The sequence below is a fragment of the Butyrivibrio sp. NC2007 genome, from assembly GCF_000421405.1.
In the GTDB taxonomy this organism is placed as follows: domain Bacteria; phylum Bacillota; class Clostridia; order Lachnospirales; family Lachnospiraceae; genus Butyrivibrio.
The window spans coordinates 196,927-213,689 of record NZ_ATWY01000003.1; the positions used below are offsets into that span (position 1 = coordinate 196,927).

Here is a 16,763-nt window from a genome sequence, read left to right on the forward strand (position 1 = left end):
TTGGAGATAGAAACAATGGTTAAAGCTAATGAGAATTATTTAAAATTACCCGGAAATTACCTTTTTTCCACAATCGGAAAAAAGGTCAGGGATTTTCAGGACAAAAATCCTGAGGTTAAGGTGATAAGATTGGGAATCGGTGATGTGACACAGCCCATTGCACCTGCCATTATAAAGGCGCTTCATAGCGCGGTTGATGAGATGGGAAGCGCGGAGACTTTTAAGGGATATGCGCCTGATCTGGGCTACAGCTTCCTTAGAGAAAAGATTTCCGAGGTCGATTTTAAGGGCAGGGGATGCGATATTTCTCCCGATGAGATATTTGTTTCCGACGGCGCAAAGTGCGACTGCTCCAATATTCAGGAGATCTTCAGCCTTGATAACAAGGTTGCTGTCTGCGATCCGGTTTACCCGGTTTATGTGGATTCAAACGTTATGGCCGGAAGGACAGGAATTTATGATGAGATCGCACAGAGCTACAAAGATGTAGTATACATGCCTTGTACAGCAGATAATGGCTTCGTTCCCGAGTTTCCTGAGGAGACTCCGGACCTTATCTACCTGTGTTTTCCAAACAACCCTACAGGAGCTGTGATCAAAAAGGATCAGCTTCAGGCCTGGGTTGATTATGCAAACAAGAATAAGGCCATCATTCTCTATGATGCAGCCTATGAAGCATATATTTCGGAAGGAGACGTTCCACACAGCATCTATGAGTGCGAGGGAGCAAAAACCTGCGCTATCGAGTTCAGGTCTTTTTCCAAGACCGCAGGTTTCACTGGCTTAAGGCTCGGATTTACCGTTATTCCAAAAGAGCTTGAGGCAGGCGGCGTAAAGCTTTGGGACCTCTGGGCAAGAAGGCACGGAACAAAGTACAACGGAGCACCTTATATTGTTCAGAAGGCAGGAGAAGCTGTATATTCAGAAGAGGGAAGAGCGCAGATAAAGACCCAGATCGCATACTATATGGAGAATGCAAGATATATCTATGACGGTTTAAAGAGCGCCGGATACGAGGTATCAGGCGGTGTAAATGCGCCTTACATCTGGCTCCATACGCCGGATAACATGACCAGTTGGGAATTCTTTGATCATCTCCTTACAAAGGCTAATGTTGTAGGAACACCGGGATCGGGCTTTGGACCTCACGGTGAGCATTATTTCAGGCTTACAGCCTTTGGAAGCAGAGAGAATACATTAGAGGCAATAGAGAGAATAAAGAAGCTTTAAGGAGGACTCATGCAGTACACAGTTGAAGAGGTTCTTAAGTACGTTGAGGAGGAAGATGCCAAGTTTATCAGACTTGCGTTTTGCGATGCTTTTGGCGTGCAAAAAAATATTTCGGTAATGCCGGGGGAGCTCAAGAAGGCCTTTGAGGACGGGGCACCCATAAGTGCCAAGGAGATTGCGGGATTCAGGGGAAGCCCTTATGCCAAGCTGTACTTAAAGCCTGATCCTTCAACGCTGGCGGTTCTTCCATGGAGACCTGACAGCGGAAGAGTGCTGCGTATGTTCTGTGATGTTTATACCGCTGATGGAGAGGAGATTTTATCATCCACCAGAAATGTCCTCAAAAAGGCTGTCGATGCTGCCAAGGAAGCCGGAATTGAGTTCAGGTTCGGTTCTGAGACGGAGTTTTATCTCTTTAACAAGGATGAAAACGGAAATCCCACCAGAATTCCTTATGATACTGCAGGCTATATGGACATTGCTCCGGCTGACAGGTGTGAGAACATAAGGCGTGAGATCTGCCTCACCATAGAAAAGATGGGACTTACTCCTGAGAGAAGTCATCATGAGCATGGCCCGGGACAGAACGAGATAGATTTCCACTATGGAAAGCCCTTAAAGGCTGCAGATCAGATGACAACCTTCAAGATGGTAGTAAGTACCATAGCTGACAGATACGGACTGGTGTCGGATTTTTCGCCGGTACCACTTCCCGGAAAGCCCGGAAACGGCTATCATATCAACATTTATGCCGTTGATAAGGACGGCAATGATGTGGCAGGTTTTGCTGCGGCAGGAATAATGGAAAAGATAAGAGAGATCACTCTTTTCCTGAATCCAAGTAATGAATCCTATGCAAGATTTGGAAATAACATGGCTCCGGATAAAGTAAACTGGTCCGGTGCCGGAGAATCCGAGCTTATGTTTGTTGAGACCTACAAGGGCAGGACCCACGTGGAGCTGCGTTCACCGGATGCCTTAAGTAACCCCTATTTAGTGTATGCACTGCTGATAAGGGCAGGGCTTTACGGCATCAAAAATCGTATGGAATTGTCAGAGAAGACCAATGAGGAAGGACTTCTTTTGCCAAAGTCCAAGAAGGAAGCTGAAGAGCTTGCAAAGGAAAGCAGCTTTGTAAAAGAGTTTGTACCTGATGACCTGATGGGAGCGTACATGGGCCACTGATTGGAGGATTGTTATGCCGAGAAAGGATGACTTTCAACACTCCATATTAGTGGTGTCGGGCTCGGAGCAGTTTGACCCCGTGGTGAAAAGGTCGCTCCCGGAAGGGGACTACATGACGGTGGACTTCCTTAGGAGCGCAAGCTCGGCCAGAAGGAACATTTTAGAGAGGTATTACGACATTGTCGTTATAAATGCGCCTCTGCCGGATGATTCCGGAATTGATCTGGCTCTGGACATTGCCGAGGACACCAACATCAGCGTTCTGATCGTAACCACGCCGGATATATATGGAGATGTGCTGGAGAGAGTCACAGACATCGGGATTTTGGCTATTCAGAAGCCTTTTCAGAGAGGTCTTTTGAATAAATCCATAAGATACCTGATTTCTGTGCAGAATAAGCTGCAGAAGCTTTCAAAAGAGATTTTCCGGGCAAAAGAAAAGCTGGAGGAAATCAAGATAATAAGCCGTGCTAAAGTTCTTTTGATAGAAAAGAAGGGTATGACCGAGGATGAAGCCCACAGATTTATTGGAAGTGAGGCCATGAATGAGGGAATATCCAGGCGCAGAGCGGCAGAGAGAATAATGGACGACCTTGAATGAAGACATTTCGAGGGCGTCCATTTCTTAATTTATTCTAAACTGCAAGTTTGGGGCATTAATTGTGTTAAAATTTTATTGTCAAAAACAACCGCATGGGAGAAATAAAATTGCTAACAGCAGAAAACAGTGCTATTGACGTCTCACTAAGGCGCTATAAAAAAGAGCTCTCTACTTCGGGGGGTGGCTATATCCTTTTTGGAATATGGTCAGCCATCAAGGTTGTTATGAGCGTTTTTGTAGGGGAATTATCTGTCAAAAAAATCGTTGACACTTATGAAATAGAGCCGGAAGCTTTGGTGTTTTTCGAAGCCTTTTATTTCACCCTTATTGGTATTGCTGCTGTTGCTGTAGTTCTTTTGCATCTCTATGTAGGACTTGGAGCTATAAGAGCAAGCAGTGGAAGTAAGAAACGAGGATATCTCAGAGTGACGGTCGTTTTGTTGATCTTCGGCATAATCAATTTATTGGGATATGGTGGGCAGGCCGGAGATCTGTCGAATTTCAGCTTTGACGACACGACAATAGCAGCATTTATGGTTGATGTGACGGTAATCATAATGCTGATTGGCATTTTGCGGTCAGCAAAAATGATAAAGAAACTGACTATGGAAAAAGAACAGGGGATTCAGGGCGCTTAAAGCCCTTTATATCTTACAGACAGGTAGAGTGAAAGAAGGAACAGCCCCAAGGTTTCAGTTATGTGATAGATAAGGGATGTCCACACTATGCCGATCTCTCTTCCCATCAGATATACAGTCTGCATCTGGATGGCCCCAAAAGAAACAAGGAACAGCAAAAGAATTGCCAGTGACCCCAGCTTGATATAGCGGTCATTTAAAAAAATACCGGTCATTACTACGCCGAGAAGTATGGCGGAGAGGATCTCCAGGTATTTAAAGCCGTGAGTCATGTTATAGAGCATGATAAAAGTACCATCGGTCATGCCTTCGCCTGAGGACAGGGCATCCATGAGCATACCGATGAACCTTCTGTACATTATGGATGTAAACAGATAGATGAGCTCAGCGCCTACAAAAATAACGGCCCAGAGCTGAAGAAGCCTGTTGACTGAAGAAACAGACAAAGAAGCGATGTTATCGCCAAAAACCTCTTTCTGAAGATCACCCATACTTCTGCGATCTTCCGGAGGAATAACGCTTACATAGCGGTTGAGTCTGCTCCAGGTAATATAGAAAATAACTGCTGTTATTAAAATCTGAACCAAAGATATTGCAAGCTGGCTGTGCCAGAGCTTGATGTCCAGCATATCGGGACTTGATGTATTTGCTCTTTGGATAAAAAAGCGCAAAACGCCTTCAACAACGGCGGCAATCAGCTTGATCACGGCTACAGACATTATTGCTTTTGATAAAATGTGCTTTTTGACACTTATATACATGTTAAGACTCCGACAGTTCTTTTTCATTATCTTACCACAGTGTGACAAAACTGTGATAGAGGCTTTATTAGAATAAAGTGAACCGTGAACATATATGCTTAATGAAGAGGTGGGAATTATGAAGAAAAGCGAGATTTTATTGAAGGTTTGTGCAGTACTATTAACTATCTGTTTTGTACTGACAAGCGCAACAGCAGTACAGATCGTAAAGGTCTTTGCTGAAGAAGATCAGAATGAGACATTTGAACAGGAAAGTACAGATTTTGTAGTAGACCCTGATCCTGATACGAATCCTGAGCCGAATCCGGATTCCGATCCGGATCCCGATCCTGTACAGCCGGATCCTTTTGACTATAACCTTGTCTGCTACACTCCAAGTATAAATTTTGGCAAGGTAAATCAGGGTGATGTGGTTTATGCAAGACAGTTTGCAATCGTTAATATAGGAACCACAACATTCCCTCTTACATGGGAAGAAGTTGATCCCTACACAGCATTTGATGTTGGATCCATATCTCCAACCAATGTTATGAAGCCTCAGGATTCAATCCTTTTCTCAGTTTCACCAAATGAGGGACTTAAGCCCGGAACATATACAGCAAGATATACATTCTTTTCAGAGAACGATTATAGGAGACACCATACAGCAATTGTTGACGTAACAATCACAGTTGTTGACGCTGCACCATATATCACAAGCGTTGACGTAGTTCCTGCTTCTGCTACAATTCCCGCAGGAAAGGGCTTTGACTTCGATGCAAATGTAAGCGGTGGAAATAATTATGATCCTTCCGTAATCTGGTCTTTGGCAGGAAATCAGAGCACCGGAACAACTGTTGACGGAAACGGAACAGTATATGTAAGCCCCAATGAGACAGCATCTTCTTTCACAGTAGTTGCTACATCTGCTCAGGATCCTTCAAAGTCCGACAGAGGAGTTATAACCGTAGCAACTGTTGATCATGTTATCAGCATCAAGGCAGATCCGGCTGAGGGCGGAGCAATTGCCGGAGGCGGAGCTGTAAGAAATGGCGGAAACTGCACGATTTCAGCTTCTCCTAATAACAACTATGTATTCAAAGGTTGGTACGAGGGTGGAAACCTTATTTCCAGCACCGGACAGACAACCATCAACAATATAACTTCAGATCACACCTTTGTTGCTAAGTTTGAGAGACAGTCATGTTACATAAGAACAGGCGTTAACAACGGTGATGGCGGAACAATCACAGCAAGTCAGAGCGTACCTTACGGCGGAAAGATGACTATCACAGCCAAGGCTAACAGTGGATACAGCTTTGCGGGATTTGTTGAGAATAACAAGACCATCAGCACCGCTTCTTCAATTGAGCTCAACAATATAACTACTGACAGAAACATAACAGCTGTTTTCAATCGTGAAAAGTGCACAGTTAACGTATCTGTATATCCTCAGGATACAGGTAAGTACGAAGGAGCCGGAACCTATAACAAGGGCGACAGGGTGGCTCTTACTGCAAAGGCATATGACGGATACCAGTTTGTTGGATGGAGCGTTAACAGTCAGATAGTTTCAAAAGATGACAAATATATAATTGAGCATATAAAGAGCGATCTCAACGTAGTTGCTAACTTTATGAAGATAAACACAACGACCTACAGGGTGACTGCTGGAATCGCAACTACAGGCGGAACAATCTCTCCAAGCGGTGATTTCAACATCCCCGAGGGAAGCAGTGTTACTTACAACATCATGGCTCAGGCAGGCTACAGGATCACTGCAGTTATGGTAGATGGTAAGAATATCGGTGCTGTTACGAGCTACACCTTCAACAATGTAAGAGGCGGACACAGCATAACAGCAAGCTTTGAGAAGATTCCGGAAGCTCCCAAGAAGTCAAATACATCCGGGCAGACTACCAAGAAGAACTCAGACAATAATCCGGCTGTAGCAGGGGCTCAGAAAAAGACTGAATTCAACGAAAAGACAGCAGCAGAAGGAGCCGTTACGGAGCAGAAAGTTGTTGAGGAGAAGATTCCTGAGCAGGTTGAGGTTCTTGATGATGAGCAGCATGCAGAAGATGTTTACACTGAGGCTACAGCGGCTGAAACTGAAGAGGCTTCAGAAGCAGTATCAAACAGCGTAATGGCAAAGCACAACATGGATGAGACTACACTTAGAATTCTCATCGAGGACGACGCTGTGCTTCCGATGCTCAGAGAGGCATTTGAGGATGGAACTCTTCAGATCACAGTAAATAACACATATGCTGCAGATCAGCAGGAGACAGCAGTTCAGCTTTACTACAGTCAGCCTACACTTGTTAATTTTGAGGATGTAATTGCTGAGACCCTTACAGCAGAAGAGAAGTATCAGGTTCTTACAGGAACACCTATTTCCTTCAATATTGATATTACTGAGAACACAGATACTGTTGATCGGGGAACAAAAGAGCTAATGCAGAAAAAGATCGGTTACAAGCCGGTAAGCTATTTTGACTTCCTTATCATGAAGACCAGCAATGGTACAACCACAGTAATCAACCAGACAAAGACAGACCTCGAAGTAGTAGTACCCATCCCGGAGCAGTACAAAAAAGATGGCAGAAAGTTCTTCGTGATAAGAAATCACAACGGTGTGGTAGATATTCTTGAAGATGTAGGAAATGACCCTGATACAATCACATTCAGAACCGACAGATTCTCTGAATATGCTATCGCTTATGAAGCAATAAATGTAAACAAGCTTGTGCTCAGAGTTGTTATAGTGGCATTTATTTCATTTATTCTTGCGATAATTTGCTTCGTAAATCTTGTAAAATATAAGAGAAGAGCAAGAAGGGCAAACAGACCAAGAAGAGCATGATTTAAGTGTAGAAGAAATGATAAAAGAGATGTACAATTTAAAGTAAGTATCCATGTTAAGAGGAGGGGGAAATGCGTTTCGTTCAATCAGAGCAGATTAAAATTGCAAATCTCGAGTCTAAGATGGACGTAGCTCAGGAAGTTGTTGAGAACTACATCTTTGATACAGGGATAAAGGGCAAGGATGCCTTAAGACTTAAGCTTCTCTCGGAAGAAGTGCTTCGTCTGGCAAAATCAATAATAGGTTATGGAATCATGAATTTCTGGCTTGAGGGTAACTCAAGGGTAACCAAGATCTACCTCACAGCCGAGAACCATATGGATAAGAGCAAAGAGGATGAACTGATCTCTGTATCATCAACAGGAGAGAACAAGGTTGAACAGGGCTTCTTTGGAAAGCTCAGATCACTCTTTGTAGTAAATGCACCAACCACATCAAAGTGGTCACTGAAGGACTATCAGGAAGAGTTAAGGCGCAGGAAGGAAGAGGATAAATATTCTCAGGAAGCCTGGGATGATCTGGAGAGATCACTTGTAGCCAACCTTGCTGATGATATCGAAGTCGGTGTGGGCAAGGACAATATCGAGATGATAGTTACCAAGGACTTCTCAGAGGCTCTGGGAGCTATCGGATCAAGAGTTCCTGTTGCAAAGAGCGACTTTACCTTTGTTGACAGCAACAAGATCGATGAGGGCAAGGTATATGCAAGAGCAGACGAGCTCATCGAAGAGCTTGAAGTATCTGCCAAGGATGCAATTCACTTAAAACTCTTGTTTGAAGAGACCATCGGAATGCTCAAGGCAATGACAGCAGACTTCAGAGCAGAGCTTTGGTTTGAGAAATACAAGAACGTATGCTGCCTTAAGCTTACAGCCAAGACACTTATGGACGCAGGCAAGAAGAAAGACCTGATCCAGGTGGCTTCAGACAGAGACAACAGCGCTGTTAAGGGCTTTATGAGCAAGATCGGAGATGTCGTTGAGAACGGACTTTTGAACTACTCTGAGGTTATGAAGCTTCAGCAGCAGTATGGAACCGGATATGTAAGCTTTGGTTCTATGGGTATTTATGGTATCATGGAAGGTAGCTCCGATCCCGGAGTTATGTGGTCACTGAGCGACTACAGGGAGTCACTTGGAAACGATCAGGAGAATGATCCCAGTGCAAAAGAGGCTTGGGATGAACTTGAAAAATCTATCGTTGCAAGTCTTGCCAAGGACGTACTTGTTGGCGTAAAAGGTGATAGAATAGATATTACAATGGTATATGGGCTCAATTCATGAGTTTCAAGAGAGGAGAAATAGCACAATGACAATTAACAAAGTAGCAAATGGAAAGGATCTCATTATTTCTTTAGCAGGAAGGCTTGATACTACAACCGCACCGCAGCTTGATGATGAGCTTAAGGGGGGGCTTGATGGAGTAGAGAAGCTTGAGTTCGATTTCACTGACCTCGAGTACATCTCATCTGCCGGACTCAGAGTGCTGCTTTCAGCTCAGAAGATCATGAATAAGCAGGGAAGCATGGTTATTAAGAACGTTAGCGAGGAGATCAACGAGATCTTTGAAGTAACAGGTTTCGTAGATATTCTTACAATCGAATAATTTTGTTGCATATGGTACAGGCAAAAGGCATGTTTATGCCTTTTGCCTATTTCTTATAGGATTACAATATGAAAGAAATCGTATTAGATGCAAAAGTCGATAACCTGCCTCAGGTCCTTTCATTTGTGGATGAGGAGCTTGAAAAAGCTGAATGTTCCATGAAGGGAATGATGCAGATTGATGTTGCCGTGGAGGAGATTTTCGTCAACGTTGCAAGCTATGCCTATGAAGGCAAAGAAGGCAACTGCAAGATTGAGGTGGATGCTGACCCTGGAAATCAGTATGTAACGATTACTTTTACCGATGAGGGAATCCCCTACAATCCTTTGGCAAAAGAGGATCCGGATGTAACCTTGTCCGCTGAGGAAAGAGAGATTGGCGGATTAGGTATATTTATCGTGAAAAAAAGTATGGACAAGACAGCCTATGAAAGAAAGGATAACAAGAATATCTTCAGCATGGGTTACTCTTGGGCATAAAGGGGGATAAAAAATGGCATCGATTGCAAGAGATCTTGATCCTAAGCTGTTTTATGATGCGATAGTTCACTTTGACGAGAGTGATGAAGCCAAAGAACTCTATTATCAAGTCATGGATACTCCGACCGGAAGGAAGAATAAGAGCGGAAGCGATGAGACTGTAAGAGACAGAATCTTAAAGGCTTACGGCGTTCTCTTTTGCGAAGAAGCAGGTCTTGAGCCCGGTGATAAAGCGGGGGTGGACGAGGTCGCTGATACAGCTGACAGGCTCTATATCGGAGGTACAGGCTACGATCCGGAGCACTGGTATCGTATGAAGTATCATTTCCCGGTTATCGACGATGATAATTATGACAGATTCGCAGCACTGGTGCTGGCCGACATGAACTGTGGCCCGCTTCATGATGCTGCTCTTAATGATGGAGACACCCTGGTGGTTGGAGAGGCTGATCCTCTTCATATGACTGCTCAGCAGCGCAAGAACCAGAAGGTTAAATCAGTTTCATTTCCTTCAGGAGGTGCACAGTGACAATTCTGGCAGTAGATGACGACAATACCTCCTTAAAGAAGATCAAGAACATCCTTGCAAAGGCTTTGCCTGATGCCACATGCTATTTTTACGATGAGTCCCTGGCAGCTCTTGCCAAGGCTCGTGAGGAAGAGATAGATGTGGCTTTTCTCGATGTGGAAATGCCGGAGCTTTCAGGAATAGATCTTGGAAGGTATCTCAAAGAGCTTAATCCTTATGTAAACTTAATATACCTCACTGAGGATACCAACTATGCGTATGAGGCTATGAAGCTTCATGCCAGTGGATACCTGAAAAAGCCCGGAAACGACAAGGATGTGAAGGGCGAGCTTGAATCCCTGCGTTATCCTGAGATGCGCAAGAAATTCAAGAGAGTTTTTGCTCAGACCTTCGGTAACTTTGAGTTTTTTGTTGATGGGCAGCCGGTAGAATTTAAGTATAAGAGGACAAAAGAGATTGTAGCGCTTCTTATCAACAATAGAGGAGCCCAGACCACAAACGGCGAGATCATCGCTTCCTTGTGGGAGGATGACGGTGATCCCGAAAAGAAACTTTCATACCTCTGCAATCTGCGTCAGGATCTTCAGAATACCTTTAATAAGCTTAAGCTTGACGGTATCCTTTTAAAGCAGCGCGGAAGCATGGCTATTGCCAAGGACAGGATAGAGTGCGATCTCTATGACTGGCTTGATAACGGCAATGATTCGAAATACAAATACATGGGTGATTACATGAACCAGTACAGCTGGTCGGAATTTTACCATGCTGAGCTGGATGAGATAAGCTACGACCTTGAAGAAGATGCTATGAAGTAAATGAACAGATTCTGCAAGCGTGGGGAGGATAAGAGATGGAAGGCTTATTAAGTTTAGCCGTATATGTAGTGATCATCGCTGTTGTGATCATAAGCAGGAAGAAAAAGTTTAATAAGATAAATACAAGTAACCCCGGCGCCATGCCCCATCAGCACAAGCCGGCCAATGTATATGAGACCTATAACAAGAAGTCTCCAAGAAATGATTCCGGTACAATGCCTCATAAGCATGAGAAGAATCATTATACTTCAATGGCTGATGCGTCCAAACTTCCAAAGGGATACATACTTCTTAACGGAGAACCTGTGAGAGTGGCTGATCTGGAGGGAAAATAAGGTGAGAGTTTGTCTTTTAAATGACTCTTTTCCGCCTATAATAGACGGAGTTGCAAACGTAGTAATGAATTATGCGAGGATAATGACAGAAAATCTGGGCGACCAGGTGATTGTCGGAACTCCGCGCTATCCGGATGTTGATTATACAGGCTACCCCTACGAGGTGGTAGCCTATTCTAGTGTAGATACCACTGATCTGGTAAAGGGCTATAGGACAGGAAATCCGCTTTCTGTAAGCGGAGTGGGCAGGCTTTCAGAATTTAAGCCGGAGATAATCCATACTCACTGTCCGGCTTCTTCTACAATCATGGCAAGAGTTCTTCAAAAAGAGCTGGATGTGCCGATTGTCTTTACTTACCACACAAAATTTGATGTTGATATCGCCAGAGCAGTGGGCGAAGGCTTTCTTAAGAAGGAGACCATAAAGGCTATGGTATCCAATATCTCTGCCTGCGATGATGTCTGGGTTGTTTCAAAAGGCGCCGGCGAGAATCTAAGATCCCTTGGCTATGAGGGCGATTACCGTGTTGTCTCCAACGGTGTGGATTTCCAGAAAGGAAAGACAAGTGATGCGCTGGTAAAAGAGACTACTGCCGGCTACGATCTCCCTGAGGGGGTTCCGGTATTTCTTTTCGTGGGAAGAATTATGAAATATAAGGGAATTCCCATTATCATCGACGCGCTGAAAGAGCTCTCGGATAAAGGCATAAAATATCGTATGGTATTTGTGGGAGGCGGAGCTGATGCGGAAGAGATGCAGGAGAAGGTATGCAAATATGGCATCTCGGACAGTGTCATTTTCACAGGTCCCATCCATGAGAGAGACAAACTAAGAGCCTGGAACACCAGGGCGGATCTGTTTCTGTTCCCTTCTGTCTATGACACCAACGGAATTGTTGTCAGAGAAGCTGCAGCCTGTGGTCTTGCTAGCGTCCTGATCAAGGATTCCTGCGCAGCCGAGGGCATAACACATGACAGAAACGGCTTTATCATCGAGGAAGATCCCCATTCCATGGCTGCATTACTGGAAGAGGCATCAAAAGACCTCTCTCACCTGGCTCAGGTCGGTCAAAACGCGATGGATGAGATCTATATTTCCTGGGATGAGAGTGTCAGGGATGCAAGAAACAGGTATGATGAGATCCTTCAGATGTTCAGGGACGGTAGTCTCCCAAGAAAGAAATGGTCCGGAACGGAGCTTCTTCTTGACTCTGCATCCAAGATAATAAGCGGAACAGGAGAGATATTTAACACCTCCAGAAGTATTCACGAGGGTATGAGAGAAAACTTTGAGGAATTCAAAGACGAAGTTCGGGATGGACTTCAGGAAATAAGGGAGAAGATCGATGAATTCATCGAAAGAGGTCAGGAATAGAGACTGGTATAAGAGAATGAGCTTCTATCAGATATGGATAAGGAGCTTTGCTGATGGTAACGGAGACGGTATTGGAGACCTGTACGGCGTATACGACAAGCTTGATTATATAAAGAGCCTGGGTGTGGACGGAATCTGGTTTTCGCCGATTTATCCTTCTCCCAATGCCGATTTTGGCTACGATATTTCAGACTACAAGAATATTCATCCGGAATACGGCGATCTGGATCAGTTTAAAAAGGTTCTGACAAGAGCCCATGAATTGGGACTTAAGGTAATAATGGACCTGGTGGTCAACCACACTTCCGATGAACATCCCTGGTTTATAGAAAGTCGCAAGGGTAAGGACAATCCCTACAGCGATTATTACATCTGGCGCGATAAGCCCAACAACTGGGACAGCCTCTTCGAGGGCGAAGCCTGGGAGTATGACAAGGTAAGAGGACAGTATTATCTGCATATTTTTGCCAAGAAGCAACCCGACCTGAACATGGATAATCCTAAGGTTAGGGAAGAAGTTAAATCTATAATGAAGTTCTGGCTGGACATGGGTGTTGATGGTTTCAGAGAGGATGTCATCAACTTCATTTCCAAAAAAGAGGGGCTTCCAAATGGTCTGCCATTTTTGCCGGCAGCAAAAGGTATGTCCCACTACAAAGATGGTCCTCATATCCATGAGTACCTTGCAGAGTTCAGAAAAGTCTGTGATGAGTATGATTGTTTCCAGCTTGGCGAAGGGCCAATGACAACTGTTAAATCTGCACTTAATTATTTGACGGGACCAACAAAGTCCCTCGACATGATGTTCTCATTTGACCATATGATGGCTGATTGTTTCTTTACAGAGTACATGCACAGGCCATTTTCATTGGTCAAACTAAAGAAAGCCTTTACCAAGTGGCAGAAAGCACTTGATGGAAAGGGCTGGAATGCGCTCTATATCGAGAATCACGATCATCCCAGGATCATCAGCCGCTACGGGAGCGAACACCACTGGCGTGAGAGCGGAACTATGCTGGCTGTGTCATATCTTTTCCAGCAGGGAACGCCCTTTATCTATCAGGGGCAGGAGATTGGAATGATGAACATCAGGCTGACCTCCATCGATCAGTACGTGGATGTTTCCAGCAAGACCAATTACAATACTTATCACTTAAAAGAGAGCGTAGAAAAGCGTCTTCAGAGGATCCATGTCTCCAGCAGAGACTCCTCAAGAACACCTATGCAATGGGATGACAGTCCACATGCCGGATTTTCTACAGTAGAGCCCTGGTTTTTTGTAAATTCCAACTATAAGAAGGTGAATGTTGCTGCAGAAGAAAAGGACGATGACAGCATCCTGAATTTCTACAGACGCTGCATCGCCCTCAGAAAGAGCTCTGAAACACTTATTTACGGTAAGTACAACGAGTACTTCCCTAAACACAAGGAGCTTTATACCTATGAGAGAGTTTTGGATAACGAGCGATATCTTATAATATGCTCATTTTCAAGGCTTCCGCACAGGATGAGGATCCCTGATTCCTACAAGGGATGCACCGGAGAGATGGTTCTTTGCAACTACTCCGATGAACCTCTTAAGGACAATTGGCTTAAACCCTACGAAGCGAGGGTCTATAAGTATTAACCGCCAAGCTTTGCCAAAAATGTATTTACAAAGCTGATACCAAGCTGGGTCAGGATGATTGTTCCGATCCAGTAGATAAAATACACTATCATTCCGGGATTGAGGACGGCAGTTTTAAATCTTTTGCCTTTCTCAATCTCTTCTTCGTGGTGATCAAACACAAACTTCTTATGCAGCAGAACTGTCAGGATCAGGCCTGTGAAAACGGCTATGATAACAAATAATCCTACAGTAGCCATGCCTGCCAGAGCAGCCAGATTCTCCTGAATAAAGTTCATATAGCCTTCTGTATCTCCGTTTAGAAGATATCCCTGCATCTCAGAGATGTTGACTCCGCTTAACATAAACTTGCTCAAATAGGTACTAAATCCGTTGACTATCATGTGTATTGCGATGGAATAGCCAATCTTGCCTGTTCTCATGTAAATGAAGGCGAAAAAGCAGCCTATTGCAAATGCGTAGGAGCACTGGGCCAGGTTCCCGTGATAGAGTCCGAACATAACACCGGACATCAGCATGGCTGTTACTTCGCCGTAGTTTATTACCCTGTCGATGAGGAATTTCCTAAACAGCAGCTCTTCCCATATCGGCGCAATGATTGCTGCAAAAAGTACCATCATGAACGGTGACATATTGTCCACTACATCCAAAAGCGGATTGACAGCGCCATTCCCCGTGGCGCCTCCTATAAGGGAGTTAAGTACCATTCCGACTACGTTGGCTGCGACCATAACAAAGTAAGTTATGAATACGCAGGCAATAAAGCCCCCGACTCCGAGTTTGTTTTTCTTTATTTCAAACTTGGGAAGCTTACTGATAGCAAGGAACATAAGCGGATATATAATGACAAATCTGATCAGGAAATAGATGATCATCTGAGTTTGTCCGCTAAGTGCACCCTCAGAAAATGCAACGTTTCTTATCAGCAGAAAAAGAGCTATGAACGCCACATATACCAGATAGAGGGCGGTATAACTGAATCCGAATCTTGAGTAAACCTTCTTTGCTGCTACTTCATTCATACTTTGACCTCCTTTTTCTCCATATTATGCTATTATAAAGTATATGTGTATGAAAGGGGAAGAACGGGATGTATTTTTTAATAAGAAACATACTGGAGGAATGCAGCGCAGAACAGTGTCACGATGCTGATTCCGCATTTGTGGCCGTACTTACTCCGGAACAGTGGGCAAGCGAGAGTGAAAACTTCGACATGGGCATTGACTTTGACCTCAACAATGACGAGGTCATGACCACCAAGGCTGAGGTTAACTATGATTCACTGACAGGAACCTTTGTGATTCCCACACAATCCTCAGGGGCGTCAGAACTGCAGAGATTCTCTTATGTTCTGGATGAAACTGGAATTGTCTTTATCGATCGGGGAGAAACCGTACTTAACATAATAAAGAAGATACAGAGATTCAAGAAGTGGAAAAAGCCATGTCTAGAGCGCTTTTTATACGACTTTTTGGAACTTATAATCCATAATGATCTCCAGATAATGCAAAAATACGAGCTGGAGCTTGATCAGATTGAGAAACAGATAATGAATGACGCTGAGGAAGCCCAGATACAGCGAAACAACGAGCTTCGAGGCGATATAAGAGACCTTCGTATCCACTATGAGCAGCTGCTGGACCTTGCTCGGGAGTTTGAGGAGAACGAGAACGGCTTCTTTAAGGAGGATAACCTCAGATACTTTAGCATGTTCTCGGGCCGTGTTGACAGGCTTTACAACACAGCCACTCACCTTCGTGACTACACTATTCAGCTGAACGACCTCTATCAGTCACAGCTTGATGTGCGTCAGAACCGCATAATGACTGTGCTTACCGTGGTTACCACAATCTTCATGCCTCTGACCCTCATCGTTGGCTGGTATGGAATGAACTTTAAATACATGCCTGAGCTGGAGTCTCAGCTCGGATATCCGATAGTTATCGGCCTGAGTATCCTTATTGTTGTTGGAAGCCTTACTTTCTTCAAGGTCAAGAAGATACTCTGATAAAGGAGAAACCTGATGGCTTTGTATGCCCTGGGAGATCTGCATCTGTCCTTTCAGTCCGACAAAAACATGGACATCTTTGGCAAAGTCTGGAGAAATCATGACAAGCAGATAGAAAAGAACTGTAACAAGCTCATAACAGACGACGATACCCTGGTCCTTGTGGGAGACCACACCTGGGGCAGAAGGCTTGAAGACTGCCGGCTGGACCTTCAGTTTATTGAAGACCTTCCGGGGAAAAAGGTGCTGATAAGGGGCAACCACGACACCTTCTGGCAGGCAAAAAAGACGAATCGCCTCAATGAAATGTACAAGGGGCGACTTTTCTTTTTACAGAACAACTACTTCCCCTACGGGGATTATGCAATCGTTGGCACCAAAGGCTATTGCTATGAGGGATTTGATACCCGCGAACATGCTGCCATGCTGGTTGAGCGTGAGGCGAAGCGGTTAAAAGAGTCCTTCGAGGCAGCAAGAGCCGACGGATATGAGAAATTTGTGATGTTTTTGCACTATCCGCCCACCGGAATCGGGGAAAAGACAAGCCGGTTTACCTTTATGGCATCGGCCTACGGGGTAGAGCAGGTGATTTATGCCCACTGTCACGGGGAAGAGAGATTCCATGACAGTCTTTTGGGGAAGGTAGGCGGCGTTAAGTACAGCCTGGTTTCCGGGGATTATCTGAAATTTAAGCCCATGAAGGTTATGGACTAAGTATATCTTCTATAAT

General features: G+C 44.4%; 17 protein-coding genes. 15 read left to right on the forward strand and 2 right to left on the reverse strand.

Going from position 1 to position 16,763, the window contains the following annotated elements; all coding sequences use genetic code 11:
• Positions 1 to 15: 15 nt before the first annotated feature.
• The 4 genes from G632_RS0103770 (at position 16) to G632_RS0103785 (ending at position 3,654) form a co-directional block, all read left to right on the forward strand.
• Positions 16 to 1,230 (forward strand): LL-diaminopimelate aminotransferase, encoded by a 1,215-nt coding sequence (locus tag G632_RS0103770; protein WP_022767701.1) that lies wholly within the window; start codon positions 16 to 18, stop codon positions 1,228 to 1,230.
• A gap of 9 nt (positions 1,231 to 1,239) precedes the next feature.
• Positions 1,240 to 2,415 carry a glutamine synthetase family protein gene (locus G632_RS0103775; RefSeq protein WP_022767702.1) on the forward strand — a complete coding sequence of 392 codons (1,176 nt, stop codon included), beginning with the start codon at positions 1,240 to 1,242 and terminating at the stop codon, positions 2,413 to 2,415.
• A 13-nt stretch (positions 2,416 to 2,428) separates the two neighbouring features.
• A complete protein-coding gene (locus tag G632_RS0103780) occupies positions 2,429 to 3,016 on the forward strand; it encodes an ANTAR domain-containing response regulator (RefSeq protein WP_022767703.1) in 588 nt (195 codons plus the stop codon).
• Positions 3,017 to 3,123: 107 nt separating this feature from the next.
• Positions 3,124 to 3,654, forward strand: coding sequence for a hypothetical protein (locus G632_RS0103785; RefSeq protein WP_022767704.1), 531 nt, complete (start codon positions 3,124 to 3,126; stop codon positions 3,652 to 3,654).
• Here G632_RS0103785 and G632_RS0103790 read toward each other — a convergent pair.
• Complete coding sequence (locus tag G632_RS0103790; RefSeq protein ID WP_022767705.1) at positions 3,651 to 4,415, reverse strand: hypothetical protein; 765 nt, start codon at positions 4,413 to 4,415, stop codon at positions 3,651 to 3,653. The two genes, G632_RS0103785 and G632_RS0103790, sit on opposite strands and share 4 nt — an antisense overlap.
• Positions 4,416 to 4,533: 118 nt before the next feature.
• Between G632_RS0103790 and G632_RS0103795 the strand changes: the two genes are divergently transcribed.
• The 9 genes from G632_RS0103795 to G632_RS0103835 all read left to right on the forward strand — a co-directional run bounded on the left by G632_RS0103795 (position 4,534) and on the right by G632_RS0103835 (position 14,025).
• A complete protein-coding gene (locus G632_RS0103795) occupies positions 4,534 to 7,260 on the forward strand; it encodes an InlB B-repeat-containing protein (RefSeq protein ID WP_155828834.1) in 2,727 nt (908 codons plus the stop codon).
• Positions 7,261 to 7,331: 71 nt separating this feature from the next.
• Positions 7,332 to 8,543 carry a hypothetical protein gene (locus G632_RS0103800; protein ID WP_022767707.1) on the forward strand — a complete coding sequence of 404 codons (1,212 nt, stop codon included), beginning with the start codon at positions 7,332 to 7,334 and terminating at the stop codon, positions 8,541 to 8,543.
• Positions 8,544 to 8,568: 25 nt separating this feature from the next.
• Complete coding sequence (locus G632_RS0103805) at positions 8,569 to 8,865, forward strand: STAS domain-containing protein (protein WP_022767708.1); 297 nt, start codon at positions 8,569 to 8,571, stop codon at positions 8,863 to 8,865.
• A 68-nt stretch (positions 8,866 to 8,933) separates the two neighbouring features.
• Positions 8,934 to 9,344: an ATP-binding protein gene (locus tag G632_RS0103810; RefSeq protein ID WP_022767709.1), complete on the forward strand. Its 411-nt coding sequence runs from the start codon at positions 8,934 to 8,936 to the stop codon at positions 9,342 to 9,344.
• Between the two features lie 13 nt (positions 9,345 to 9,357).
• On the forward strand, positions 9,358 to 9,873 hold the full coding sequence (locus G632_RS0103815) for a hypothetical protein (protein WP_022767710.1): 516 nt from the start codon (positions 9,358 to 9,360) through the stop codon (positions 9,871 to 9,873).
• Positions 9,870 to 10,688, forward strand: a complete 819-nt coding sequence (locus G632_RS0103820; protein WP_022767711.1) for a response regulator — start codon at positions 9,870 to 9,872, stop codon at positions 10,686 to 10,688. The genes G632_RS0103815 and G632_RS0103820 overlap by 4 nt, the downstream gene beginning before the upstream one ends.
• A gap of 35 nt (positions 10,689 to 10,723) precedes the next feature.
• Entirely contained in the window at positions 10,724 to 11,023 is a 300-nt protein-coding gene (locus G632_RS0103825) for a hypothetical protein (RefSeq protein ID WP_022767712.1), read from the forward strand.
• Between the two features lies 1 nt (position 11,024).
• The gene (locus G632_RS18750) at positions 11,025 to 12,398 is read left to right on the forward strand and encodes a glycosyltransferase (protein WP_022767713.1); all 1,374 of its coding nucleotides are present in this window, start codon (positions 11,025 to 11,027) and stop codon (positions 12,396 to 12,398) included.
• Positions 12,370 to 14,025 carry an alpha-glucosidase gene (locus G632_RS0103835; protein WP_022767714.1) on the forward strand — a complete coding sequence of 552 codons (1,656 nt, stop codon included), beginning with the start codon at positions 12,370 to 12,372 and terminating at the stop codon, positions 14,023 to 14,025. Before G632_RS18750 ends, G632_RS0103835 begins: the two co-directional genes overlap by 29 nt.
• On the opposite strand, the gene G632_RS0103840 is transcribed toward G632_RS0103835, so the two are convergent.
• On the reverse strand, positions 14,022 to 15,047 hold the full coding sequence (locus tag G632_RS0103840; protein WP_022767715.1) for a CPBP family intramembrane glutamic endopeptidase: 1,026 nt from the start codon (positions 15,045 to 15,047) through the stop codon (positions 14,022 to 14,024). The two genes, G632_RS0103835 and G632_RS0103840, sit on opposite strands and share 4 nt — an antisense overlap.
• Before the next feature lie 68 nt (positions 15,048 to 15,115).
• Here G632_RS0103840 and G632_RS0103845 point away from each other — a divergent pair, with 68 nt between their 5' ends.
• Positions 15,116 to 16,033, forward strand: coding sequence for a magnesium transporter CorA family protein (locus tag G632_RS0103845; protein WP_022767716.1), 918 nt, complete (start codon positions 15,116 to 15,118; stop codon positions 16,031 to 16,033).
• 15 nt (positions 16,034 to 16,048) lie between these two features.
• Positions 16,049 to 16,747 carry a metallophosphoesterase gene (locus G632_RS0103850; RefSeq protein WP_022767717.1) on the forward strand — a complete coding sequence of 233 codons (699 nt, stop codon included), beginning with the start codon at positions 16,049 to 16,051 and terminating at the stop codon, positions 16,745 to 16,747.
• The last annotated feature ends 16 nt before the right edge of the window (positions 16,748 to 16,763 follow it).

Bases quoted from the DNA above. Each gene is read 5' to 3' on its own strand.
- G632_RS0103845 (WP_022767716.1), top strand. From the start codon at position 15,116: ATGTATTTTTTAATAAGAAACATACTGGAGGAATGCAGCGCAGAACAG.
- G632_RS0103840 (WP_022767715.1), bottom strand. From the start codon at position 15,047: ATGAATGAAGTAGCAGCAAAGAAGGTTTACTCAAGATTCGGATTCAGT.
- G632_RS0103835 (WP_022767714.1), top strand. From the start codon at position 12,370: ATGAATTCATCGAAAGAGGTCAGGAATAGAGACTGGTATAAGAGAATG.
- G632_RS0103800 (WP_022767707.1), top strand. From the start codon at position 7,332: ATGCGTTTCGTTCAATCAGAGCAGATTAAAATTGCAAATCTCGAGTCT.
- G632_RS0103795 (WP_155828834.1), top strand. From the start codon at position 4,534: ATGAAGAAAAGCGAGATTTTATTGAAGGTTTGTGCAGTACTATTAACT.
- G632_RS0103815 (WP_022767710.1), top strand. From the start codon at position 9,358: ATGGCATCGATTGCAAGAGATCTTGATCCTAAGCTGTTTTATGATGCG.
- G632_RS0103805 (WP_022767708.1), top strand. From the start codon at position 8,569: ATGACAATTAACAAAGTAGCAAATGGAAAGGATCTCATTATTTCTTTA.
- G632_RS0103775 (WP_022767702.1), top strand. From the start codon at position 1,240: ATGCAGTACACAGTTGAAGAGGTTCTTAAGTACGTTGAGGAGGAAGAT.
- G632_RS0103825 (WP_022767712.1), top strand. From the start codon at position 10,724: ATGGAAGGCTTATTAAGTTTAGCCGTATATGTAGTGATCATCGCTGTT.
- G632_RS0103850 (WP_022767717.1), top strand. From the start codon at position 16,049: ATGGCTTTGTATGCCCTGGGAGATCTGCATCTGTCCTTTCAGTCCGAC.
- G632_RS0103790 (WP_022767705.1), bottom strand. From the start codon at position 4,415: ATGTATATAAGTGTCAAAAAGCACATTTTATCAAAAGCAATAATGTCT.
- G632_RS0103810 (WP_022767709.1), top strand. From the start codon at position 8,934: ATGAAAGAAATCGTATTAGATGCAAAAGTCGATAACCTGCCTCAGGTC.
- G632_RS0103770 (WP_022767701.1), top strand. From the start codon at position 16: ATGGTTAAAGCTAATGAGAATTATTTAAAATTACCCGGAAATTACCTT.
- G632_RS0103780 (WP_022767703.1), top strand. From the start codon at position 2,429: ATGCCGAGAAAGGATGACTTTCAACACTCCATATTAGTGGTGTCGGGC.